The 24,124-nt window shown below is 71.0% G+C and carries 16 protein-coding genes and 1 pseudogene; 11 read left to right on the plus strand and 6 right to left on the minus strand.

Annotated features, from left to right (window positions below):
- Window positions 1-298: 298 nt before the first annotated feature.
- Window positions 299-1,414, plus strand: a pseudogene (locus AS594_RS46270) ([protein-PII] uridylyltransferase family protein); the annotation flags it as partial.
- 44 nt (window positions 1,415-1,458) lie between these two features.
- Complete coding sequence (locus AS594_RS46275; RefSeq protein ID WP_240509283.1) at window positions 1,459-3,066, plus strand: bifunctional [glutamine synthetase] adenylyltransferase/[glutamine synthetase]-adenylyl-L-tyrosine phosphorylase; 1,608 nt, start codon at window positions 1,459-1,461, stop codon at window positions 3,064-3,066.
- Between the two features lie 81 nt (window positions 3,067-3,147).
- On the opposite strand, the gene AS594_RS24475 is transcribed toward AS594_RS46275, so the two are convergent.
- The 3 genes from AS594_RS24475 to AS594_RS24485 form a co-directional block, all read right to left on the minus strand.
- Window positions 3,148-4,044, minus strand: a complete 897-nt coding sequence (locus AS594_RS24475) for a phosphatase PAP2 family protein (RefSeq protein ID WP_069929026.1) — start codon at window positions 4,042-4,044, stop codon at window positions 3,148-3,150.
- 75 nt (window positions 4,045-4,119) lie between these two features.
- Window positions 4,120-5,139 (minus strand): LacI family DNA-binding transcriptional regulator, encoded by a 1,020-nt coding sequence (locus tag AS594_RS24480; RefSeq protein WP_069930753.1) that lies wholly within the window; start codon window positions 5,137-5,139, stop codon window positions 4,120-4,122.
- A gap of 25 nt (window positions 5,140-5,164) precedes the next feature.
- On the minus strand, window positions 5,165-6,790 hold the full coding sequence (locus AS594_RS24485; protein ID WP_069929027.1) for a glycoside hydrolase family 13 protein: 1,626 nt from the start codon (window positions 6,788-6,790) through the stop codon (window positions 5,165-5,167).
- Between the two features lie 309 nt (window positions 6,791-7,099).
- On the opposite strand from AS594_RS24485, the gene AS594_RS24490 reads away from it, so the two are divergent.
- From AS594_RS24490 to pulA, 7 genes are all read left to right on the plus strand, one after another.
- Complete coding sequence (locus AS594_RS24490) at window positions 7,100-8,374, plus strand: extracellular solute-binding protein (RefSeq protein ID WP_069929028.1); 1,275 nt, start codon at window positions 7,100-7,102, stop codon at window positions 8,372-8,374.
- A gap of 19 nt (window positions 8,375-8,393) precedes the next feature.
- The gene (locus tag AS594_RS24495; protein WP_069929029.1) at window positions 8,394-9,422 is read left to right on the plus strand and encodes a carbohydrate ABC transporter permease; all 1,029 of its coding nucleotides are present in this window, start codon (window positions 8,394-8,396) and stop codon (window positions 9,420-9,422) included.
- The gene (locus AS594_RS24500) at window positions 9,419-10,318 is read left to right on the plus strand and encodes a sugar ABC transporter permease (protein ID WP_420877832.1); all 900 of its coding nucleotides are present in this window, start codon (window positions 9,419-9,421) and stop codon (window positions 10,316-10,318) included. Before AS594_RS24495 ends, AS594_RS24500 begins: the two co-directional genes overlap by 4 nt.
- A gap of 82 nt (window positions 10,319-10,400) precedes the next feature.
- Window positions 10,401-12,080 (plus strand): glycoside hydrolase family 13 protein, encoded by a 1,680-nt coding sequence (locus AS594_RS24505; protein ID WP_069930755.1) that lies wholly within the window; start codon window positions 10,401-10,403, stop codon window positions 12,078-12,080.
- Complete coding sequence (locus AS594_RS24510) at window positions 12,065-13,102, plus strand: LacI family DNA-binding transcriptional regulator (RefSeq protein ID WP_069929030.1); 1,038 nt, start codon at window positions 12,065-12,067, stop codon at window positions 13,100-13,102. Before AS594_RS24505 ends, AS594_RS24510 begins: the two co-directional genes overlap by 16 nt.
- 408 nt (window positions 13,103-13,510) lie before the next feature.
- Complete coding sequence (locus tag AS594_RS24515; protein WP_069929031.1) at window positions 13,511-15,217, plus strand: carbohydrate-binding module family 20 domain-containing protein; 1,707 nt, start codon at window positions 13,511-13,513, stop codon at window positions 15,215-15,217.
- A 54-nt stretch (window positions 15,218-15,271) separates the two neighbouring features.
- Window positions 15,272-20,590, plus strand: a complete 5,319-nt coding sequence (gene pulA, locus AS594_RS24520; RefSeq protein ID WP_069935368.1) for a pullulanase-type alpha-1,6-glucosidase — start codon at window positions 15,272-15,274, stop codon at window positions 20,588-20,590.
- A gap of 59 nt (window positions 20,591-20,649) precedes the next feature.
- On the opposite strand, the gene AS594_RS24525 is transcribed toward pulA, so the two are convergent.
- The gene (locus AS594_RS24525; RefSeq protein WP_069935980.1) at window positions 20,650-21,171 is read right to left on the minus strand and encodes a GNAT family N-acetyltransferase; all 522 of its coding nucleotides are present in this window, start codon (window positions 21,169-21,171) and stop codon (window positions 20,650-20,652) included.
- Window positions 21,172-21,231: 60 nt separating this feature from the next.
- On the opposite strand from AS594_RS24525, the gene AS594_RS24530 reads away from it, so the two are divergent.
- Window positions 21,232-21,585 carry a 5-carboxymethyl-2-hydroxymuconate Delta-isomerase gene (locus tag AS594_RS24530; RefSeq protein WP_069935369.1) on the plus strand — a complete coding sequence of 118 codons (354 nt, stop codon included), beginning with the start codon at window positions 21,232-21,234 and terminating at the stop codon, window positions 21,583-21,585.
- A gap of 32 nt (window positions 21,586-21,617) precedes the next feature.
- A complete protein-coding gene (locus AS594_RS24535) occupies window positions 21,618-22,313 on the plus strand; it encodes a DUF4230 domain-containing protein (protein WP_069935370.1) in 696 nt (231 codons plus the stop codon).
- Here the strand turns inward: AS594_RS24535 and AS594_RS24540 are convergent.
- The gene (locus tag AS594_RS24540; RefSeq protein ID WP_069935371.1) at window positions 22,292-23,026 is read right to left on the minus strand and encodes a TetR/AcrR family transcriptional regulator; all 735 of its coding nucleotides are present in this window, start codon (window positions 23,024-23,026) and stop codon (window positions 22,292-22,294) included. The two genes, AS594_RS24535 and AS594_RS24540, sit on opposite strands and share 22 nt — an antisense overlap.
- 26 nt (window positions 23,027-23,052) lie before the next feature.
- A complete protein-coding gene (locus tag AS594_RS24545) occupies window positions 23,053-24,123 on the minus strand; it encodes a PDR/VanB family oxidoreductase (RefSeq protein WP_069935372.1) in 1,071 nt (356 codons plus the stop codon).
- Window position 24,124: the final 1 nt, after the last annotated feature.

Here is a 24,124-nt window from a genome sequence, read left to right on the forward strand (position 1 = left end):
GCCGGACGGTTGTACGGACCGTGGGACGGCCGGAGCAGGAGGCAGAATGTCGGCGCCGGGACGCAGGAGCAGTACCTTCACACGGCTGCTGCGGCACGGTTTCACGGACCCGTCCGCCGCCGAACGGCTGCTCGACGCCCCCGAGCTGGGGGCCGTACGGGGCGACCCGGTGCTCCTCGACGCGCTCGGCGCGACCGCCGACCCCGACCTGGCGCTCCTCGGCCTCGTACGGCTCGTGGAGGCGCAGGACGTCGCCGAGCGGCGCGTCTTCCTCGACACCCTCGTCACCGCCAAGCCCATGCGTGACCGGCTGCTCGGGGTGCTCGGCGCGTCGGAGGCGCTCGGCGACCACCTGGCGCGGCATCCGCGCGACTGGCACGCGCTCGTCACCTACGAGGCGGCGGATCTCCACCCCGGCGTCGCCGAATTCGAGCGGTGCCTCGCCGGCGCCGACGACGCGGTGTCGCTGCGGGTCGCCTACCGTCGCTGCCTGCTGTCGATCGCGGCCCGCGACGTGTGCGGTACGACCGACGTCGCGCAGGCGGCGGCCGAACTGGCCGACCTGGCCACGGCGACCCTGCGCGCCGCACTCGGAATCGCCCGCGCGGCCGCTCCGGAGGACGCCGCCATGTGCCGGCTCGCGGTGGTCGCGATGGGCAAGTGCGGCGGCCACGAGCTGAACTACGTCTCCGACGTGGACGTGATCTTCGTGGCCGAGGCGGCGGACGGGCCGCAGAAGCAGGGGGCGCAGGGCGGGCAGGGGGCCGACGAGGACAAGGCGCTGCGCGCCGCCACCCGGCTCGCCTCCCACCTCATGCGGATCTGCTCGGAGACGAACATCGAGGGCACGATCTGGCCGGTCGACGCGAATCTGCGGCCCGAGGGGCGCAACGGGCCGCTGGTACGGACGCTCTCCAGCCACCTCGCGTACTACCAGCGGTGGGCCAAGACGTGGGAGTTCCAGGCGCTGCTCAAGGCGCGGGCGGTCGCGGGCGACCTGGCGCTGGGCGAGGCGTACGTCGCCGCCGTCTCGCCCCTCGTGTGGCAGGCCGCCGAGCGCGAGAACTTCGTCCCCGACGTACAGAAGATGCGCCGCCGCGTCGTCGACAACATCCCGGCGGCGCAGATCGACCGCGAACTGAAGCTCGGGCCCGGCGGGCTGCGGGACGTCGAGTTCGCCGTACAGCTCCTGCAACTGGTGCACGGGCGCAGCGACGCGACGCTGCACCAGGGCTCGACGCTGGGCGCGCTGAAGGCGCTCTCGGCGGGCGGGTACGTGGGGCGGGCGGACGCCGTGCAGCTCGACGAGGCGTACCGCTTCCTGCGCGCCATGGAGCACCGCATCCAGCTGTACCGGCTGCGCCGCACGCACCTGGTGCCGCAGGACGAGGCCGATCTGCGGCGGCTCGGCCGCTCGCTCGGGCTGCGCACCGATCCCGTCGTCGAGCTGAACCGCGCCTGGCGGCGGCACGCGGGGTGGTGCGGCGGCTGCACGAGAAGATCTTCTACCGGCCGCTGCTCGACGCGGTGGCCCAGCTCGCGCCCGGTGAGATCCGGCTCAGCCCGAAGGCGGCGGGGCAGCGGCTCGAAGCGCTGGGTTACGCCGATCCGGCCGCCGCGCTGCGCCACCTGGAGGCGCTCGCGTCCGGCGTGACGCGCAAGGCGGCCATCCAGCGGACGCTGCTGCCCGTGCTGCTGGGCTGGTTCGCGGACTCCGCCGACCCGGACGCCGGGCTGCTCGGCTTCCGGAAGGTGTCCGACGCGCTGGGCAAGACGCCCTGGTACCTGCGGCTGCTGCGGGACGAGGGGGCGGCGGCGGAGAACCTGGCGCGGGTCCTGTCGGCCGGGCGGCTCGCTCCCGACCTGCTCCTGCGGGCGCCGGAGGCGGTGGCGCTGCTCGGCGACCCCGAGGGGCTGAAGCCGCGCGGGCGGGCGCATCTGGAGCAGGAGGTGCTGGCCGCGGTCGGGCGCGCGGACGGTGCGGAGGCGGCGGTGGCGGCGGCACGCGGGGTGCGGCGGCGGGAGCTGTTCCGTACCGCCGCGGGCGACATCATCGGATCGTACGGAACCGAGGAGAGCCCGGCCGAGGAGGACCCCGGCGCCCTCGTGGACCGGGTCGGCAACGCGCTGACCGACCTGACCGCCGCCACGCTGGCCGGGGCGCTGCGGGCCGCCGTGCGCGAGCGCTGGGGGGACACGCTGCCGACGCGGTTCGCGGTGATCGGGATGGGGCGCTTCGGCGGCCACGAGCTGAGTTACGGGTCCGACGCCGACGTCCTGTTCGTGCACGAGCCGCGCGAGGGGGCGGACGAGCAGGAGGCCGCTCGGGCGGCGAACACGGTGGTGGCGGAGATGCGGCGGCTGCTCCAACTGCCCACCTCGGACCCGCCTTTGCTGATCGACGCGGACCTGCGGCCGGAGGGCAAGAGCGGGCCGATGGTGCGTACGCTCCCCTCCTACGCGGCGTACTACCGGCGGTGGTCGCTGGTGTGGGAGAGCCAGGCCCTGCTCCGCGCGGAGCCGATGGCCGGGGACGTGGACCTCGGGCGGCGGTTCGTCGAGCTCGTCGATCCGCTGCGATACCCGAAGGCGGGGCTCGGTGACGACGCGGTGCGCGAGATCCGGCGGCTCAAGGCGCGCATGGAGTCGGAGCGGATGCCGCGCGGCGCGGACCCGACCCTGCACGCGAAGCTGGGGCGGGGCGGGCTGAGCGACGTCGAGTGGACCGTGCAACTGGTGCAGATGCGGCACGGCTCCCAGGTTCCCGGCCTGCGCACCACCCGCACCCGTGAGGCGCTGGCGGCGGCGGTCGCCGCGGACCTGGTGACGGCGGACGACGCGGCGGTCCTCGACGAGGCGTGGGTACTGGCGACGCGGGTGCGCAACGCGGTGATGCTGGTACGGGGGAGGCCGGGCGACACGTTTCCCTCGGACGGGCGCGAGCTGGGTGCGGTCGCGCGGTACCTGGGGTACGAGGCGGGCCATGTCGGAGACATGCTCGACGACTACCGGCGCACGACGCGTCGGGCGCGGGCGGTGGCCGAGGAGCTGTTCTACGGCGGGTAGGCGCCGCGATACGCGCTACCGGACGGGGGCGCGGGTGCGCATCAAGCCCGTCCGGAGTGCGGTGGTCCTATGGGCCCCGGACTACATCCTGGCCGGCCACACCCGGCGGCGGCCCGTCCGGGGCCGGGACGCGTCCTCGGCGACCAGCTTCGGGAGGCGGTGCGGCAGCGAGCCGTACCAGGTGCGGCTGAGGGTGTAGCCGAAGGCGAGGCAGACCAGGCCGCCCACCGCGTCCAGCCAGAAGTGGTTGGCTGTGGCGACGATGACCACCAGGGTCGCCGTCGGGTAGAGCAGGCCGAGGACCTTCACCCAGGGCACGGAGGCCAGGGCGAAGATCGTCACGCCGCACCACAGGGACCAGCCGATGTGCATGGAGGGCATCGCGGCGTACTGGTTCGACATGTTCTTGAAGTTGCCGGACGCCATCGAGCCCCAGGTCTGGTGCACCAGGACCGTGTCGATGAAGCCGTGCCCGTTCATCAGGCGCGGCGGCGCCAGAGGATACAGGTAGTAGCCGAGCAGGGCGATTCCCGTAGTCGCGAAGAGGACGAGGCGGGTCGCGGCGTAGCGGCCGGGATGGCAGCGGAACAGCCAGACCAGCACACCGATCGTGACGACGAAGTGCAGCGTCGCGTAGTAGTAGTTCATCGACACGATCAGCCATGTCACCGAGTTCACGGCACGGTTGACCGTCTCCTCGAAGGCGACGCCCAGGCTCTGCTCGGCCCGCCAGATCCAGTCCGCGTTGCGCAGGGCCGCGGCCTTCTGCTCCGGCACCGCGTTGCGGATGAGGGAGTACGTCCAGTAACTGACCGCGATCAGCAGGATCTCGAACCAGATGCGCGGGTGGCGCGGGGAGCGCAGCCTCCTCAGAGCAGCGGACCGTGCGGAAGGCTGCTCCTGTTGCTCCTCGTCCACGACGGGTGAGGGGTCGGTGGCCGTCCGGCCTTCCAAAGTCTTCACGGTCGCGTCACCCATGGGGAGAGAGTCTGCCAGATGAGCACCACCCTTCCGATCATCCTCCGGTCGGGTGACGCATGCACGTGCTGCGCGCTACGGGCGGGGGCCCGATGCGGTTGAACCGCGTACTACCAACTCGGGCATGAAGACGAACTCGCTGTGCGGTGCCGGTGTGCCGCCGACCTCTTCGAGGAGCGTACGGACCGCGGCCTGCCCCATCGCCGTCACCGGCTGCCTGATGGTCGTCAGCGGAGGGTCCGTGAACGCTATGAGGGGCGAATCGTCGAAGCCGACCACCGAGATGTCGCGCGGTACGTCGAGACCCAGGCGGCGGGCGGCGCGGATCGCTCCGAGCGCCATCATGTCGCTGGCGCAGACGACCGCCGTGCAGCCCCGCTCGATCAGGGCCGAGGCGGCGGCCTGGCCGCCCTCCAGCGTGTAGAGCGAGTGCTGGATCAGCTCCTCCGCCTGCTCGGGACCGAGGCCGAGCCGCTCCTGCATCGCGGCGCGGAAACCCTCGATCTTGCGGAGTACGGGAACGAACCGCTTCGGGCCGACGGCCAGGCCGATACAGGTGTGGCCCAGCGACGCCAGGTGCGTGACCGCGAGCCGCATCGCCGCGCGGTCGTCGGGGGAGATGAAGGGCGCCTGGACCTTTGGCGAGAAGCCGTTGACCAGGACGAAGGGGACACCCTGGGCGCGCAGCTGCTCGTAGCGCTGCATGTCCGCCGTGGTGTCCGCGTGGAGCCCGGAGACGAAGATGATGCCGGAGACCCCGCGGTCCACGAGCATCTCGGTGAGTTCGTCCTCCGTCGAGCCGCCGGGGGTTTGGGTCGCGAGGACCGGCGTGTAGCCCTGACGCGTCAGACCCTGGCCGATGACCTGGGCCAGGGCCGGGAAGATCGGGTTCTCGAGCTCGGGGGTTATGAGGCCGACCAGTCCGGCGCTGCGCCGGCGCAGGCGTACGGGGCGCTCGTATCCGAGGACGTCGAGCGCGGCAAGTACGGATTCGCGGGTGGCCGCGGCTACCCCGGGCTTGCCGTTGAGTACGCGGCTGACCGTCGCTTCACTGACCCCCGCCTGGGCTGCGATGTCGGCAAGCCGTGCGGTCATGGGAGTGGACTGTACCGGGCGCATGTCAGATTGCCCACCAAGCGCACGAATCGGCCGGGAGGGTGACGGTGGCGCCGTCCTCGGCGGGCGCCTCGGAGGCGATCAGCAGGCGACCGGGGGTGGGGAGTTCGGCGGGCCTGGGCGTGGTGTTGAGGGTGCAGACGAAGCCGGGGCGGCTGAACATGAGCAGCCCGTCCGGATAGCCGCCGGGAGGCTGCTCCCAGGTCATCGGCCCGTCGCCCAGGCCCGGCAGCTCGCGGCGCAGGGCGAGCGCCGAGCGGTAGAGCTCCAGGGTGGAGTGCGGGTCCCCGGTCTGGGCCTCCACCGTGAGCGACTTCCAGGCGTCGGGCTGCGGCAGCCAGGACGGGGCCGCGCCGTCGGGCGAGAAACCGAACGGCGGCACGTCGCCCGACCAGGGCATCGGCACCCTCGATCCGTCGCGCAGGCCGTCCTGGCCGTCGGTGCGGAAGAAGGACGGGTCCTGGCGGACCTCGTCGGGCAGGTCCGTGACCTCCGGCAGGCCCAGCTCCTCGCCCTGGTAGAGGTACGCCGAACCCGGCAGCGCCAGCATCAGCAGCGCGGCGGCGCGGGCACGCCGCAGCCCCAGGGTCTCGTCACCGCCGCCGTAGCGGGTGAGGTGGCGGACCACGTCGTGGTTGGACAGGACCCAGGTGGTGGGGGCACCGACGAGGGTGGTCGCGGCGAGTGACGTCTCGATCACGGCGCGCATCGCCTGCGCGTCCCACGGACAGTTCAGGAACTGGAAGTTGAACGCCTGGTGCAGCTCGTCGGGGCGTACGTACAGGGCGAGCCGCTCGGGGGAGGGGGCCCACGCCTCCGCGACGCCGATGCGTTCACCGTCGTACGAGTCCAGCAGCCGGCGCCAGGAGCGGTGGATGTCGTGCACGCCGTCCTGGTCGAAGAACGGCAGGACCTGGGAGCCGATCATCTTGGCCTGCTCCCGGGCGCCGATGTCGGGCAGCCCCTCGGCCTTGACCATGCCGTGGGCGACGTCGACACGGAAACCGTCGACGCCCAGGCCCAGCCAGAAACGCAGGATCGAGTCGAACTCCTCGTGCACCTCGGGGCTGTGCCAGTTCAGGTCGGGCTGCTCGGGCGCGAAGAGATGCAGGTACCAGTCGCCGTCCGGGGTGCGGGTCCAGGCCGGGCCGCCGAAGACCGACTCCCAGTCGTTCGGTGGCAGTTCCCCGGCCGCGCCCCTGCCGGGATGGAAGTGGTAGCGCTCGCGGGCCGGGCCGCCCTGCTGGTCGGCCAGGGCGGCGCGGAACCACGCGTGCTGGTCGGAGGTGTGGTTCGGGACGATGTCGACGATCACGCGCAGGTTCAGGTCGTGCGCCGCGTTGATCAGCTCCGCGGCGTCGTCGAGGGAGCCGAAGAGCGGGTCGACGGTGCGGTAGTCGGCCACGTCGTACCCGCCGTCGGCCTGCGGCGACGCGTAGAAGGGGGTCAGCCAGACCGCGTCGGCGCCGAGGGCCGCCACGTGGGGGAGCCGCTCGCGGATGCCGCGCAGGTCGCCGATGCCGTCGCCGTCGCTGTCTGCGAAGGAGCGCACGTACACCTGGTAGATGACGGCGTCGCGCCACCAGCCGCGCTCCGGTGCCGTCCGGGTGGGTGCGAGCTCCTGCGTCATGAAGATCCCTCTCGTATACGGGGGCGGGCCGGTCCTTGGTCTGTCTACGAGATCAACGCTGGTGCACCTTGAAAGTAACAGCCCTGCAAGACCTTGCGGTAGTGCTTGCAGGTGCCCGCGCAAGCCCGATATGCCGTGTGCGCCCCCTCTGACAAGGGGCTCGACGGCAACCGTGAGGACACGCCGATGTAACGATCGGCTGCTCTTGCGGAAAATCTTCGCAAGCTCTTTCGGACTCCTTGCATCCTTGTTACGTTCCTCGACGACCCGGCGCCGCGACGGAGCGGTTCGGCAGTTGAAGGAGTTCAGATGCGACGTGGCATAACGGCCACCGCCCTGGTCGCGACCCTGGCGCTCGCGGCGACCGCATGCGGCGGAGACAGCGGTGAAACCGGTGGCAAGAAGGCTTCGGGCAAGCTGTCCGGCACCGTCACCTGGTGGGACACCTCCACCGTCGGCAGCGAGGACAAGGTCTTCAAGAAGCTGGCGGAAGGCTTTGAGAAGAAGCACCCGGACGTCGACGTCAAGTACGTCAACGTTCCGTTCGGTGAGGCGCAGAACAAGTTCAAGAACGCCGCCCAGTCCGGCTCCGGCGCCCCCGACGTGATCCGCTCCGAGGTCGCCTGGACCCCCGAGTTCGCGGACCTCGGCTACCTCGCCCCGCTCGACGGCACGGCCGCCCTGAAGAACGACAAGGACTTCCTGGCGCAGGCCGCGGCCAGCACGAAGTACAAGGGCAAGACGTACGCGGTGCCGCAGGTCATCGACTCCATGGGTCTCTTCTACAACGAGAAGATCTTCAAGGACGCCGGTGTCGAGGTGCCCAAGACCATCGCCGAGCTGAAGACCGTCTCGAAGAAGATCAAGGACAAGACCGGCAAGACCGGCCTCTACCTGCGCGGCGACGACGCGTACTGGTTCCTCTCCTTCCTGTACGGCGAGGGCGGCGACCTGGTCGACGCCAAGAGCAAGAGCGTCACGGTCGACCAGGAGCCCGGCGTCAAGGCCCTGAAGGTCGTGAAGGACCTGGTCGACTCCGGGGCCGCCAAGACGGACGCCACCGACGGCTGGGAGAACATGCAGTCGGCGTTCAAGGACGGCAAGGTCGCGATGATGATCAACGGCCCGTGGGCCGTCGCCGACACCTTCGCCGGCAAGGAGTTCAAGGACAAGGCCAACCTGGGCATCACCACCGTCCCGGCCGGCAGCAAGGGCCAGGGCGCCCCGCAGGGCGGCCACAACCTCGCCGTCTACGCGGGCTCCAAGAACCTGGAAGCCTCGTACGCCTTCAGCGAGTACATGACCTCCGCCGAGAGCCAGGCGCTGGTCGCCAAGGAGCTGAGCCTGCTCCCCACTCGTACCGCGGTCTACTCCCAGCCGGGCGTCTCGGACAACCAGATCGTCGGCTTCTTCAAGCCGGTCGTCGACAAGGCCGTCGAGCGCCCCTGGATCCCGGAGACCGGCAGCCTCTTCGCGCCGCTGGTGACCGAGTACACCAAGGTCCTCACCGGCCAGACGACCCCGGAAAAGGGCGCCAAGACCACTGGCGACCAGTACCGCAAGCTCCTCAAGGGCTGGAAGTAACAGGAAGGCAGGCCGACTGATGGCTGTCCACACCAGCCAGTCGGTGGCGGAGGCCGCGGGCGACGACGTCGCCCGCGGCCCCGGCCGCGGTGCTGGCAGAAATCCGGACAAGGGCAGGGGCATGGTCACGTTCCGGCGATCGCTCTCGACCCACTGGTACGCCTGGACCATGGTCGCCCCCGTGGTGATCGTGATCGGCGTGATCATCGGGTATCCGCTGTTCCGCGGCATCTACCTGTCGATGACCGACGCCAACGAGCGCAACGTCGAACGCAGCATCGGCGTCAACCAGATGCCCGCGACGTACGAGTTCGTGGGTCTCGACAACTACGCCGACGCGCTCACCGGTGACCAGTTCCTCGGCACCCTCGGCTGGACACTGGTGTGGACGGTCTCCTGCGTCAGCGTCACGTTCCTGCTGGGCCTCGGCCTCGCGAACATCCTCAACCGGCGGATCGCGGGCCGCTCGTTCTACCGGATGATGCTGATCCTGCCCTGGGCCATCCCCGGCTTCGTCTCCGTCTTCGCCTGGCGCTTCCTCTACAACGAGGACCGCGGCTTCCTGAACCGGATCCTGGCCGGCGGCGGCATCGACGCGGTGCCGTGGCTCAACGACCCGACGATGGCGAAGATCTCGGTCATCGCCGTCAACGTCTGGCTCGGCGTGCCGTTCATGATGGTCGCCCTCCTCGGCGGCCTCCAGTCCATCGACAGCGCCCAGTACGAGGCCGCCGAGATGGACGGCGCCAACGCCTGGCAGCGCTTCCGGCACATCACCCTGCCCGGACTGCGCCCGGTCAGCGCCACCGTGATCCTGCTGAGCACGATCTGGACCTTCAACATGTTCCCGGTGATCTTCCTGCTCACCCGCGGCGGACCCGGCGAAGCCACCCAGATCCTGGTCACCCAGGCGTTCAAGTTCTCCTTCGAGATCAGCCCCCGCGACTTCGCGCAGTCGTCCACCTGGGGCGTACTGATCCTGATCCTCCTGATGCTCTTCGCCGCGGTCTACCGGCGAGTGCTCCGCAAGCAGGGAGATGTCTGGTGAGCACCGACACCGCCACCCCCACCCCGGGCTCCAAGGTCGCCGCGGTCCTCGCCCCGGCGAACGCCCCGCTGCGCGGCCGGCGTTCCCCGCTGGCCTCGGTCGGCCTGCACGCCACGCTCGTCGTGGCGTCCGTGATCGCCGTGTTCCCCGTCCTGTGGGTCCTGCTGACCTCGCTCAAGCCGCCGGCGTACGCGACCAGCACCGACTTCTTCAAGGACACGACGCTCACCAACTACACGAACCTGCTGAACGACACCCCGTTCCTCACCTGGTTCGCGAACTCGCTGCTCGTCGCCGGCCTGACCACGGTCCTCGGCGTCTTCATCGCCGCCACCACCGGTTACGCCGTGAGCCGCTTCCGCTTCCCCGGCAAGCGCGGTCTGATGTGGACCCTGCTCATCACGCAGATGTTCCCGGTCGCGGTCCTGATCGTGCCGATCTACAACATCATGTCGAGCATGGGCCTGCTCAACCAGCCGGTCGGCCTCGTGATCACATACCTCACGATCGCCGTGCCGTTCTGCGCCTGGATGATGAAGGGCTTCTTCGACACCATCCCGCGCGAGATCGACGAATCGGGCCAGGTCGACGGCCTCACCCCGTTCGGCACCTTCTGGCGGCTCATCCTGCCGCTCGCCAAGCCCGGCATCGCGGTGACGGCGTTCTACTCCTTCGTCACCGCCTGGGGCGAAGTGGCGTACGCCTCCGCCTTCATGGTCGGCGACGAGAACCTGACCCTCGCGGGCGGCCTCCAGAAGTTCGTCAACCAGTACGGCGCCCAGTGGGGCCCGATGGCCGCCGCCTCCGTACTCATCGCCATCCCGGCCGCGCTGGTGTTCCTCTTCGCCCAGCGCCACCTGGTGACCGGTGTGTCCGCGGGAGCCGTCAAGGGCTAGCGCTCTCTTCCTTTACGCCGGCGGCGCCGGACCCGCACCGAGGACCCGGCGCCGCTCCCACCCCATGACTTCCAGGGACGACATGACCCAGCACCTCGCTGCTCCCACCGCCCCCACCAGTGCCGCCGCCTTCGGCAACGAGCGCACCGGCTGGTGGCGCGACGCGGTGATCTACCAGGTCTATCCGCGCAGCTTCGCCGACGGCAACGGCGACGGCATGGGCGATCTCGAAGGAGTACGCCGCCGCCTGCCGTACCTGCGGGACCTCGGCGTCGACGCTGTCTGGCTCAGCCCCTTCTACGCCTCCCCGCAGGCCGACGCCGGCTACGACGTCGCCGACTACCGGGCCATCGACCCCATGTTCGGCACCCTCCTCGACGCCGACGCCCTGATCCGCGACGCCCACGACCTGGGCCTGCGCATCATCGTCGACCTGGTGCCCAACCACTCCTCCGACCAGCACGAGTGGTTCAAGCGCGCCCTCAAGGAGGGCCCCGGCTCCGCGCTGCGCGAGCGCTACCACTTCCGGCCCGGCAAGGGCACGGACGGCGAACTCCCGCCGAACGACTGGGAGTCCATCTTCGGCGGGCCCGCCTGGACCCGTACGGTGAACCCGGACGGCACGCCCGGCGACTGGTACCTGCACCTTTTCGCGCCCGAGCAGCCCGACTTCAACTGGGAACACCCGGCCGTCGCCGACGAGTTCCGCTCCATCCTGCGCTTCTGGCTCGACATGGGCGTCGACGGCTTCCGCATCGACGTGGCGCACGGCCTGGTCAAGGCCGAAGGTCTGCCGGACCTCGGCAGCCACGACCAGCTCAAGCTGCTCGGCAACGACGTCATGCCGTTCTTCGACCAGGACGGCGTCCACGAGATCTACCGCTCCTGGCGGCAGATCCTCGACGAGTACCCCGGCGAGCGCATCGGCGTGGCCGAGGCGTGGACCCCGACGGTGGAGCGTACGGCGAACTACGTGCGCCCCGACGAACTGCACCAGGCGTTCAACTTCCAGTACCTCGGCACGGAGTGGGACGCGGCCGCGCTGCGCGAGGTCATCGACCTGTCGCTCGCCGCGATGCGGCCGGTCGACGCGCCCGCCACCTGGGTGCTGTCCAACCACGACGTGACGCGGCACGCGACCCGGTTCGCCAACCCGCCCGGTCTCGGCACCCAGATCCGCACCCCCGGCGACCGCGGGCTCGGTCTGCGCCGGGCCCGCGCGGCGACGCTGCTGATGCTGGCGCTGCCCGGCTCGGCGTACGTCTACCAGGGCGAGGAGCTCGGGCTCCCCGACGTCACCGACCTGCCCGACGAGGCCCGCCAGGACCCGTCCTTCTTCCGCGCCGAGGGCCAGGACGGCTTCCGCGACGGGTGCCGCGTGCCGATCCCGTGGACGGCCGGGGGGCCGTCCTACGGCTTCGGTACGGGCGGCAGCTGGCTGCCGCAGCCGGCCGGCTGGGGCGAGCTGAGCGTCGAGACGCAGACCGGCGACCCGGGCTCGACCCTGGAGCTGTACCGCTCGGCGCTGGCCGTACGCCGCGACCACCCCGGCCTGGGAGCCGGCACGGACGTGGCCTGGCTGGACGCGCCGCAGGGAGTGGTGGCCTTCGCGCGCGAGGGCTTCGTCTGCACGGTCAACACCACGGGTGCGCCGATACGCCTCCCCGCTCCCGGCCGCATCCTGCTCGCCAGCGGCGAAGTCACGTACACCGACGGCGACTTCGACCTGCCCGCCGACACCACGGTGTGGTGGACGGTGTGACCGTCCCCGCGCCGCGGCTGGCGCACATCGCGGAGCACGCCTCCGTCAGTGAGGCCACCGTGAGCCGGGTCCTGAACGGCAAGCCGGGCGTCGCGGACACCACGCGTCAGCGGGTGCTCGCGGCGCTCGACGTCCTCGGATACGAACGCCCCGTGCGGCTGCGGCGCCGCAGCGCGGGGCTGATCGGGCTGGTGACGCCCGAGCTGACCAACCCGATCTTCCCGGCGTTCGCCCAGGTCGTCGAGCAGGTCCTGGCGGGCCACGGCTACACGCCGGTGCTCTGCACCCAGCTGCCGGGCGGAGTCACCGAGGACGAACTCGTCGAGCAGCTCGTGGAGCGCGGGGTCGGCGGCATCGTCTTCCTCTCCGGGCTGCACGCCGACCTCTCGACCGACCCCGCGCGCTACGCCGACCTGGCGGCGCGCGGGGTCCCATTCGTGCTCATCAACGGCTACAACGAGGCGATCAGCGCGCCGTTCGTCTCACCGGACGACCACGCCGCGATGCGGATGGCCGTCGGCCACCTCGCCGAGCTGGGCCACGAGCGGATCGGCCTGGCGGTCGGCCCGCAGCGGTACGTGCCGTCCCGGCGCAAACGCGAAGGCTTCGTCGACGCGCTCGGCAGCGCCCTGCGCACGCCGCGGGACGAGGCCGAACTGCTCGTCCAGCACACCCTGTTCAGCGTCGAGGGCGGCCAGGTCGCGGCCGGGGCGCTGCTCGACAAGGGGTGTACGGGCATCGTCTGCGGCAGCGACATGATGGCGCTCGGCGTAGTGCGGGCGGTGCGCGAGCGCGGCCTGGCGGTCCCGGACGACGTCTCGGTGGTGGGCTTCGACGACTCGCAGCTGATCGCGTTCACCAATCCGCCGCTGACCACGGTGCGCCAGCCGGTGCAGGCGATGGCGACCGCGGCGGTGGGCGCGCTGCTGGAGGAGCTGGGCGGGAATCCGGTCCAGCGCACGGAGTACGTGTTCCAGCCGGAGCTGGTGGTCCGGGACTCGACGGCGCAGAAGCGCGCGTAGCGGAGCCCGCCGGCGAGGGGTGGGGCGGCAGGGGAACCCCGGGCCTGCCCAGGTAGGGCCGCGGGGAATCGACGGTCCGGGGGGTCCCCCTGTCGTACCCGACCCGGCCGGTCGGGCGCGTGGGGCCCGGACCTGCCGGGACCCCCGGCCGGCCGAGCCGGAGTCGAGGAGAACGTAGCAGCTTCGCAATTGCTTGCGAAAGAGCTTGCAAGAAGAAATCCGGTGGATTTCCCGCAGGTTAGCGGAGTGTGTCACAAGGGTTGACCCCGCAGGTGAGGGCTCGTACGGTCTGCCCCGCAGCAGGTTTTCAACTATTGCTGCAAGAACATTCAAGCCTTGAGGGCAAGGCGCGTTGCCGCGCGAGGCTGCACCGTCGCACCCGCACCTCCCCCCATGCAGGAGGAAAGAATGGCTCGCAGACCTCTCTCTGCCGCGCTCGCCCTAGCCCTCACGGCCGGCGTCGGCGCACTGGCCGGCCCCGCCGGGTCCGCCCAGGCCGCACCGCCCGGGACCAAGGACGTCACCGCCGTCCTCTTCGAGTGGAAGTTCGACTCGGTCGCCAAGGAGTGCACGCGGACCCTCGGACCGGCCGGTTACGGCTTCGTCCAGGTATCCCCTCCGCAGGAGCACATCCAGGGCGGCCAGTGGTGGACCTCGTACCAGCCCGTGAGCTACAAGATCGCGGGACGGCTCGGTGACCGCGCCGCGTTCGCGAACATGGTCAGCGCCTGCCACGCGGCGGGCGTGAAGGTCATCGCCGACAGCGTCATCAACCACATGGCGGCCGGCAACGGCACCGGTACCGGCGGCTCGTCGTACGAGAAGTACAACTACCCCGGCACCTACGCGGGCGCGGACATGGACGACTGCCGGTCGAACATCACCAACTACGGCGACCGGGGCAACGTACAGAACTGCGAGCTCGTCGGGCTCGCCGACCTGGACACCGGCGAGGACTACGTGCGCGGCCGGATCGCGGCCTACCTGAACGACCTGCTCTCGCTCGGCGTCGACGGCTTCCGCATCGACGCGGCCAAGCACATGCCGGCCGCCGACCTCGCGAACATCAAGACGCGGCTGAACAACCCCGGCGTGTACTGGAAGCACGAGGCCATCCACGGAGCCGGGGAGGCGGTCTCCCCGGGCGAGTACCTGGGCTCGGGCGACGTGCAGGAGTTCCGGTACGGCCGGGGCCTCAAGCAGGTCTTCAACAACGAGAACCTCGCCAACCTCAAGAACTACGGCGAGGGCTGGGGCTTCATGGAGAGCGGCAGGTCCGCGGTCTTCGTGGACAACCACGACACCGAGCGCGGCGGCGACACCCTGAACTACAAGGACGGCGCCAACTACACGCTCGCCAGCGTGTTCATGCTCGCCTGGCCGTACGGCGCCCCGGACGTCCACTCCGGCTACGAGTTCTCCGCCCACGACGCGGGACCGCCCAACGGCGGAACCGTGAACGCCTGTTACAGCGACGGGTGGAAGTGCCAGCACGACTGGAACGAGATCAAGAGCATGGTCGGCTTCCGGAACGTGGCGCGCGGTCAGGGCGTCACGAACTGGTGGGACAACGGCGGTGACCAGATCGCGTTCGGGCGCGGCGACAAGGCGTACGTCGCGATCAACCACGAGGGTTCCTCGCTGACCCGCACCTTCCAGACCTCGCTCGCCGCCGGCACCTACTGCAACGTCCAGCACAACACCGCCGTGACGGTCAACGGCTCCGGCCAGTTCACGGCCACCCTCGGTGCCAACACCGCCGTCGCACTCCACGTGAACGCCAGGACGTGCGGCAGTGGCGGCACCGACCCGGTGCCGGTCTCCGCCGGCGCCTCCTTCAACGTCAACGCCACGACCACCGTCGGCCAGAACATCTACGTCACCGGCAACCAGTCCGCACTCGGCAACTGGAACACCGCCGGCGCGCTCAAGCTCGACCCGGCGGCCTACCCGGTGTGGAAGCTCGACGTCTCCATGCCCGCCGGCACGTCCTTCGAGTACAAGTACATCCGCAAGGACGCCTCCGGCAACGTCACCTGGGAAAGCGGCGCCAACCGTACGGCGACCGTCCCCGCGAGCGGCAAGGTCACGCTGAACGACACCTGGCGCAGCTGACCGCCCGCCCGTCTCCCCTCCCCGCACTCTCCGCACATCCGAGGAGTTCTCGCTGTGATACGCCCGCCCCTGCGAAGAGCGGCCGTCGGCGTCGTGAGCGTGGCGCTGTGCGCCGCGCTCGCGCCCGCCGTACCGGCCGCCGCCGCGAAGCCGCCCGCCCCGCCGTCGGACAAGGCGCTCGCCGCCGAGCCCGCGCGGCACGACCTGACCCGGGAGCAGTTCTACTTCGTACTGCCCGACCGGTTCGCGAACGGCGACGCGTCGAACGACAGGGGCGGGCTCACCGGCTCACGCCTCGAAACGGGCTACGACCCCACCGACAAGGGCTTCTACCAGGGCGGCGACCTCAAGGGCCTCACCCGGAAGCTCGACTACATCAAGAACCTCGGCACCACCTCCATCTGGATGGCGCCGATCTTCAAGAACAAGCCCGTGCAGGGCACCGGCAAGGACGCCTCCGCCGGCTACCACGGCTACTGGATCACCGACTTCACCCAGGTCGACCCCCACTTCGGAACCAACGCCGACCTGGAGACCCTGATCGACAAGGCCCATGCCAAGGGCATGAAGGTCTTCTTCGACGTCATCACCAACCACACCGCCGACACCGTCGACTACGCCGAGAAGAAGTACGGCTACCGTCCCAAGGGCGCGTACCCCTACCTCGACAGGTCCGGCCGGCCCTTCGACGACCGCGAGGGCGTCCCCGCCACCGACGCCGACGCCTTCCCGTACACGCCCCAGCGGGCCACGGCCGAGAAGAAGGTCCCGGCCTGGCTCAACGACCCGGCGATGTACCACAACCGGGGCGACTCGACCTTCGCGGGCGAAAGCTCCGAGTACGGCGACTTCGCCGGGCTCGACGACCTGTGGACCGAGCGTCCCGAGGTCGTCGACGGCATGGCGGATATCTACCGGAAGTGGGTCCGCGACTTCGACATCGACGGCTTCCGCATCGACACCGTCAAGCACGTCGACCTGGACTTCTGGACCCAGTGGGCCACCGCCCTCGACGCGTACGCGAAGAAGCGGGGACGCGACGACTTCTTCATGTTCGGCGAGGTGTACTCCGCCGACACCGAGGTCACCTCGCCCTACGTCACGCGGGGCCGCCTCGACTCCACCCTCGACTTCCCGCTCCAGGACGCGACCCGCGCGTACGCCTCCCAGGGCGCGCCGGCCGGCCGGCTCGCCAAGGTCTTCGGCGAGGACTACCGCTACACCACCGACAAGGCCAACGCGTACGAGCAGGTCTCCTTCACCGGCAACCACGACATGGGCCGCATCGGGACGTTCCTCAAGCAGGACAACCCGAAGGCCGGTGACGCCGAGCTGCTCAAGCGCGCCCGCCTCGCCAACGAGCTGATGTTCCTCTCGCGCGGCAACCCGGTCGTCTACTACGGCGACGAGCAGGGCTTCACCGGCGCGGGCGGCGACAAGGACGCCCGTCAGACACTCTTCGCGTCGAAGACGGCCGACTACCTCGACGACGACCAGCTCGGCACGGACCGTACGCACGCCTCCGACGCGTACGACACCACCCACCCCCTGTACACGTCCATCGCCGAGCTCTCGAAGCTGACGAAGGACCACCCCGCCCTGCGCGACGGCGTACAGCGGCAACTGCTCGCGGAAGACTCCGTCTACGCCTTCTCCCGTACGGACGCCGAGCGCGGCACCGAGTACGTCGTCGCCGCCAACAACGGACCCGCACCGAAGACCGTCGAGCTGACGGTGGGCACGGCGGACACCGGTTTCCGTGCGCTGTACGGCACTTCCGAAGCGGTACGCAGTGACGCCGGCCGGAAGCTGACCGTCACCGTGCCCGCGCTCTCGTCCGTCGTCCTGCGGGCCGCCCAGCCGCTCCCCGCTCCGGCGGCCGAGCCGGCGCTCACCCTCAAGGCCCCGGCTGCGGGCGCCACCGGCACCGTCGAGATCAGCGCGGACGTCGACGGCGGGCAGCTGAACCGTGTCGTCTTCGCCGCCCAGACGGGCAACGGCAAGTGGCGCACGCTCGGCTCCGCCGACCACGCTCCCTACAAGGTCACCCAGTACCTCGGCCGGGACATCGCGGCGGGAACCGCCCTGCGCTACAAGGCGGTCGTCGTCGACCGCGCCGGCCGCACCGCGAGTGCGCTCGCCTCGACGACGGCCGGCCAGGCCCCCGCGCCTGGTACGCCGACGGCCGTCGAGCGCGATTACGCCGTCGTCCACTACAAGCGCGCCGACGGCGACTACGACGGACAGCAGCTCAGGTCCGGCGACAAGACCGCCGCCTTCACCGGCCGCGACGCCTACGGCGCCTTCGCGTGGATCAAGCTCGCCCCGGGTGCCTCGTCCTTCGAGTACACCGTCGAGAAGAACGGCACGGCCGACGGCCCGCAGCGCACCGTAGACCTCGGGAAGACCGGCGAGGTCTGGATCGAGCAGGGCAAGGACGGCCAGGCCACCAAGGCGCCGGAAGGTGCCTATCCGCCCCAGGACAAGTCCGTGGCCGTGCTCCACTACCAGCGCGCCGACGGCGACTACGACGGCTGGGGGCTGCACACCTGGGCCGGCGCGAAGGAAACCACCGACTGGTCGAAGCCGCTGATGCCGGTGAAGAAGGACGCGTACGGCGTGACCTACGAGGTCCCGCTCGCAGCCGGTGCCACCTCGCTCAGCTACATCCTGCACAAGGGCGACGAGAAGGACCTGCCCAGCGACCAGTCCCTCGACCTCGCCACCTTCGGGCACGAGGTGTGGATGCTGGCGGGGCAGCCGAAGTACCTGCTGCCGCAGAGCGCCGGGGCGGCCTCGCTCGACCTCACCAAGGCCGAGGCGCAGTGGATCGACAAGGACACGGTCGTCTGGAAGGTCAAGGCCACCGAGGCCACCAGCCAGCAGCTCGTGTACGCCCGTGGCGGCGGCATCTCCGTCGTCGACGGGGCCCTCTCCGACGAGGGGCGCTGGCTGCGGCTCACCCCCGCCGCCCTCACCGACGCGCAGAAGGCGAAGTACCCTCACCTCAAGGACCACCCGGCGTTCACCGTCGACCCGCGCGACCGGGACCGCGTCCGCGAGTCCCTGCGCGGCCAGATCATCGCCACCCAGCGGGCCGCGAACGGCGCCCTGCTCGCCGCCACCGGCGTGCAGCTGCCCGGCGTACTGGACGACACCTACAGCGCCGGGGCCACCAAGGCGTCCCTCGGCCCCGTCTTCCGCAAGGGCCGTCCCACCCTCTCCCTCTGGGCCCCCACCGCCCAGCACGTCGCCCTCGAACTCGACGGCCGCACCGTCCCCATGCGGCGCGACGACCGCACCGGCGTCTGGTCCGTCACGGGCACCGCGTCCTGGACGGGCAAGCCGTACCGGTACGCCGTGAAGGTCTGGGCGCCCAGCGTCCAGAAGGTCGTCACCAACAAGGTCACCGACCCCTACTCCACCGCGCTGACCGCCGACTCGGCCCGCAGCCTCGTCGTCGACCTGACCGACCCGAAGCTGGCCCCCAAGGGCTGGTCGACGCTCAAGAAGCCGGCCGCGACCCCGCTGCGCGACGCGCAGATCCAGGAGCTGCACGTCAGGGACTTCTCCGTCGCCGACCGCACCGCGAAGCACCCGGGGGAGTACCTCGCCTTCACCGACCGCGGCTCGAAGGGCATGAAGCACCTCGACAAGCTGGCGAAGGCCGGCACCTCCTACGTCCACCTCCTCCCCGTCTTCGACATCGGCACCATTCCCGAGAAGAAGACCGACCAGCAGCGCCCCGCCTGCGACCTCGCCGTGTACGCGCCCGACTCCGAGGAGCAGCAGGCGTGCGTCGCCAAGGCGGCGGCGAAGGACGCGTACAACTGGGGCTACGACCCGCTGCACTACACCGTCCCCGAGGGCTCGTACGCCAGTGACCCCGACGGCACCCGCCGCACGGTCGAGTTCCGGCACATGGTCAAGGGCCTGAACGACTCCGGCCTGCGCACGGTCATGGACGTCGTCTACAACCACACGGTCGCCTCCGGCCAGGCGGACAAGTCCGTACTCGACAAGATCGTCCCGGGCTATTACCAGCGGCTGCTGGCCGACGGCAGCGTGGCCACCTCCACCTGCTGCGCCAACACCGCGCCCGAGAACGCCATGATGGGCAAGCTCGTCGTGGACTCCGTCGTCACCTGGGCCAAGGACTACAAGGTCGACGGTTTCCGCTTCGACCTCATGGGCCACCACCCGAAGGCGAACATGCTGGCCGTCCGCGAGGCGCTGGACGAGCTGACCGTGGCCCGCGACGGCGTCGACGGCAAGAAGATCGTCCTGTACGGCGAGGGCTGGAACTTCGGCGAGATCGCCGACGACGCCCGCTTCGAGCAGGCCACCCAGAAGAACATGGCCGGCACGGGCATCGCCACCTTCTCCGACCGCGCCCGTGACGCGGTGCGCGGCGGCGGGCCCTTCGACGAGGACCCGGGCGTGCAGGGCTTCGCCTCCGGCCTCTACACCGACCCCAACTCCTCGGCGGCGAACGGCACCGAGGCCGAGCAGAAGGCCCGCCTCCTGCACTACCAGGACCTGATCAAGGTGGGCCTGACGGGCAACCTGGCGGCGTACACCTTCACCGACACCGCCGGACGTACGGTCAAGGGCTCCGAGGTCGACTACAACGGCTCACCCGCCGGTTACGCGGAGGCCCCCGGCGACGCCCTCGCCTACGCCGACGCCCACGACAACGAGACGCTCTACGACGCCCTCGCCTTCAAGCTGCCGCGCGCCACCCCGGCGGGCGACCGTGCGCGCATGCAGGTCCTGGCCATGGCGACGGCGGCGCTCTCGCAGGGACCGGCGCTGTCCCAGTCGGGCACGGACCTGCTCCGGTCCAAGTCGCTCGACCGCAACTCGTACGACAGCGGCGACTGGTACAACGCGATCCACTGGGACTGCCGCGACGGCAACGGCTTCGGCCGGGGCCTGCCGCCCGCCGCCGACAACAAGAGCAAGTGGTCCTTCTCCAGGCCCCTGCTGACGGCGCCGGCGCTGACCCCGGACTGCGGGGGCATCGAGGGCGCGGCGGCGGCGTACCAGGACCTGCTGAAGATCCGTACGACGGAGAAGACCTTCAGTCTCGCGTCGGCGGACCAGGTGCAGAAGGCGGTCTCCTTCCCCCTGTCGGGCAAGGAGGAGACACCCGGCGTGATCACCATGCGCGCCGGCGACCTGGTCGTGGTCTTCAACGCGACCCCGTCGCAGCAGAAGCAGCAGGTCACCGGCCTCGCGGACACGCCGTACGCCCTGCACCCGGTGCAGGCGGCGGGCGCGGACGCGACGGTCAGGAAGTCGGCGTACGACCCGGCCACCGGCACCTTCACGGTTCCGGCCAGGTCGGTCGCCGTCTTCACCAAGGAGTAACGAGCGCCTGCACGGGCCGGGGGTCTGCCCCCGGCCCGTGCGGGGGCCGGGGCCCGGAGTCAGAGCCGCCGCTCCAGCAGTGTCACCCCGTAAGAAGCTCCGCCGGGCCCGCCGGCCTTGGCCGGCTGCTCGCCCACCACCCGGTAGCCCGCGGCCTCGTAGTACGTCCGCAGCCGCGGATTCGACGTCAGGCAGTCGAGCCGGGCCAGTTCCCGCCCGGCCTCCGCGATCCGCCGCTCCGCCTGGGCGAGCATCACACGGCCGAGCCCCGGGGGCGCGGCCGTGAGGTCGTTCATCAGGCGGTGTATGTACCCGGCGACCGGCGGCCGGGCCCCCCAGGCGGGCTCGTCGTCCCACCACAGCTCGAACGCCCCGACCGTCACCCCGCCCGCCTCCGCCAGCCACACCTCCCCTTCCTTGATCCGCAGCCGGAAGTGTTCCTCGTCCTTCCCGCCCGGCTGCCACTGCTCGATGCCCCGGCTCCGCATCCATCGGGCGGCCCCGTCGTAGAGGTTGACGAGACGGGCGAGGTCGGCACCGGCCCCGGCGTCCGCCATCCGGAAGTGCACTTGTGTCGTCATGCCGATCACCGTAAAGGTGGCCGGGACAGCACCTGAGCGCCCCCACCTGGAGTGTGTGCCATGCCGCAGATCACCGTCGACTACTCCGACTCCCTTGCGGACGCCTTCGACCGCCGCGGCTTCGCGCTCGCCCTCCACCCGCTCGTCGCCGACATCGTCGACACCCGGCTCGCCGCCTGCAAGACGCGCTTTCGCCGCACCGACGACACCGTGGTCGCCGACGAGGCCACCGGCCACGCCCTCGTGCACATAGGCATCGCCCTCCTGCCCGGCCGGACACCCGAGGTGAAGGCGAAGCTCTCGGCCGCCGCCCTCGACCTCGTCGCCCAGTACGTCCGGCCCGCCGACGGGACGGCGGAGCCGCACCTGTCCGCCGAAGTACGGGACCTGGAGGCGTCGTACGTCAAGCGCTGAGTGACCAAGGGGTACGGGGGAATCCGTACCCCATGACTCTCACCGACGCCGCACAGCGGCGGCCCGGCAAGCCCCCGCGCCGCACCGGCCTGCCCGGCTGGGCCAAGGTCGCGGGCGTGCTCGCGGTCGTGGTGGCGCTGCTGTTCGCCGGCACCAGGCTCAGTCTGCTGCCGGGCTTCGACGACTTCTTCGGCGAGGAGACCCACGACCGGTCCGGCCCCGCCCTCCTGAAGTCCATCCAGGACATGAGCCGTTACGAGGCGGCGTCCGGCAACTTCCAGGTCGTCGTCGACCTGGAGAAGGACGCCAAGGTCCTCCCGGACGCCGTGCGCGGCACCCGCACACTGTTCGTGGGCGCCGGCACGGTGGGCGCGTACGTCGACCTCGGCAAGGTGGGCGAGGGGCAGGTCACCGTGAACGAGGACCGCACCGCCGCCACCCTGCGCCTGCCGCACGCGCGGCTCGGCAAGCCGGCCCTGGACCCGGACCGTTCGTACGCCGTGTCCAAGGAGCGCGGCCTGCTCGACCGGCTCGGGGACCTCTTCTCCGACAACCCGGCCGACGAGCGCGCCGTCAACCGCCTCGCCGCACGTCACATCGGGGAGGCCGCCGAGGAGAGCGAGCTGACCGCCCGCGCCGAGAAGAACACCACCAGCATGCTCCAGGGCCTGCTGCACTCACTCGGCTTCAAGGACGTCACCGTCCACTACGGCGACACGGGCCGCTGACCGGGCACGGCCTCCGCCGCCGCCCCCGGCGTCAGCGCGGCCAGCCGCACGATCAGATCGGCGAACAGCCCGTCGGCCGGCTCCAGCGCGAGGATGTCCAGCAGGATGCGGGCCATCTCCTCGTCGTACGCGGCGCTGACGGCCGCCAGCGCCGCGAAGTCGTGCACCAGCTGCAACTCCAGCTCGGCGCGCGGGATCTCCCGCCCGTCCAGCCAGATCAGCGCCGTCGACTCGGCGAGCGACACCCACGACCGCACGACCATCGCGAGCCGGGCCGGGGGGTCGGTGATGCCGAGGTGCGCGAGGATCTGCTCGTACGCGGCCTGGCGCACCTCGTCGATCATGGCGTTCGTCGTCGACGAACCGACGGCCGGGCCGCCGCGCATCAGCGCGGAGAAACCGGGCCCGTGGTCGTCGACGAAGTCGAAGAACCGCCCCATCACGCGCAACAGGCGTACGCCCAGCGGCCCTTCGCGCGGCTCGACGAACCGCCCGGCGAGCTCGTCGGCCGCCCGCCGCAGCGCGGCCTCGTACAGACTCTGCTTGCCGGGGAAGTAGTGGTACACGAGCGGCCGCGAGATGCCCGCGGCGGCCGCTATCTCGTCGATCGACACGTCTTCGGGCGAGCGGTGGCTGAACAGCTCCAGCGCGACACTGATCAGCTGCTGCCTGCGTTCCTCGACGCCCATTCTTCGGCGCACCCCGGTCGTCATACGAGCAGCGTAACCGCCACCGCCCGCTACAGATCCAGCACCAGCCGGTCCCCGTACGCCCGCGAGACACAGATCAGCATGGAGTCGTCGCGCTCCGAGTCCGTCAGCAGCTCGTCGCGGTGATCGATCTCGCCCTCCAGGACGCGCTGTTGGCACGTACCGCAGAAGCCCTGCTCGCAGGAGTACGAGACGTCCGGGACCTCGGGGCGGACCGCCGCCAGGACCGTACCGCCCGCCGGGACGCTCACGGTGCGGCCGGTGCGCCGCAGTTCCACCTCGAAGGCACCGCCGGCGGCGGACGCACCCGGGGCGAAGCGCTCCAGGTGGAGGGTGCATCCGGCGGGGACGGCCGCGGTCACGGCGGCCATCAGCGGCTCGGGGCCGCAGCAGTAGACGGCCGTGCCCCCGGCGATGCCCGCGAGGGCGGCCGGTACGTCGGGCAGGCCGTCCTCGTCCTCGGCGACGATCGTCACGCGCTCCGGCCCGGCCAGCTTCTCGATCTCCCCGAGGTACGGCATCGAGGCGCGGCTGCGGCCTCCGTAGAGGAGCTTCCAGTCCGCACCGGCGGCCTCGGCGGCGCGCAGCATCGGCAGGACGGGCGTGATGCCGATGCCGCCGGCGACGAAGACGTAGGAGGCGGCGCCGGTCAGCGGGAAGCGGTTGCGGGGGCCGCGTATCTCCACCTCCGAGCCCTCGTGGAGCTGCTCGTGCACTTCGCGGGAGCCGCCCCGGCCGTCCTCGACGAGCCGGGTGGCGAGGGTGTACGTGCTCCGGTCGGCCGGGTCGCCGCACAGCGAGTACTGGCGTACCTGGCCGGAGGGCAGCACCAGGTCGACGTGCGCGCCGGGGTCCCAGGCCGGGAGGTCGGCCGTGTCGAGGGCCTCCAGGTGCAGCTCGACGACGCCCTCGGCCGGTGCGCTGCGGCCGGTGACGAGCAGGCGCAGGGCGGAGGGGGAGCGGGAGGCGCGGGCGCCGGAGACGGGGTTCTCCAGGGCGGGCATCGGCCAGAGCGGGGAGCGCCGGATGCGGCGGCGCAGGGCCCGCCGGGCCAGCAGGGCGGCACCGGCGGCGAGGGCGATCGTGCGTACGCGGGGCATC

Origin of the sequence: Streptomyces agglomeratus (genome assembly GCF_001746415.1) — a bacterium.
GTDB lineage: Bacteria > Actinomycetota > Actinomycetes > Streptomycetales > Streptomycetaceae > Streptomyces > Streptomyces agglomeratus.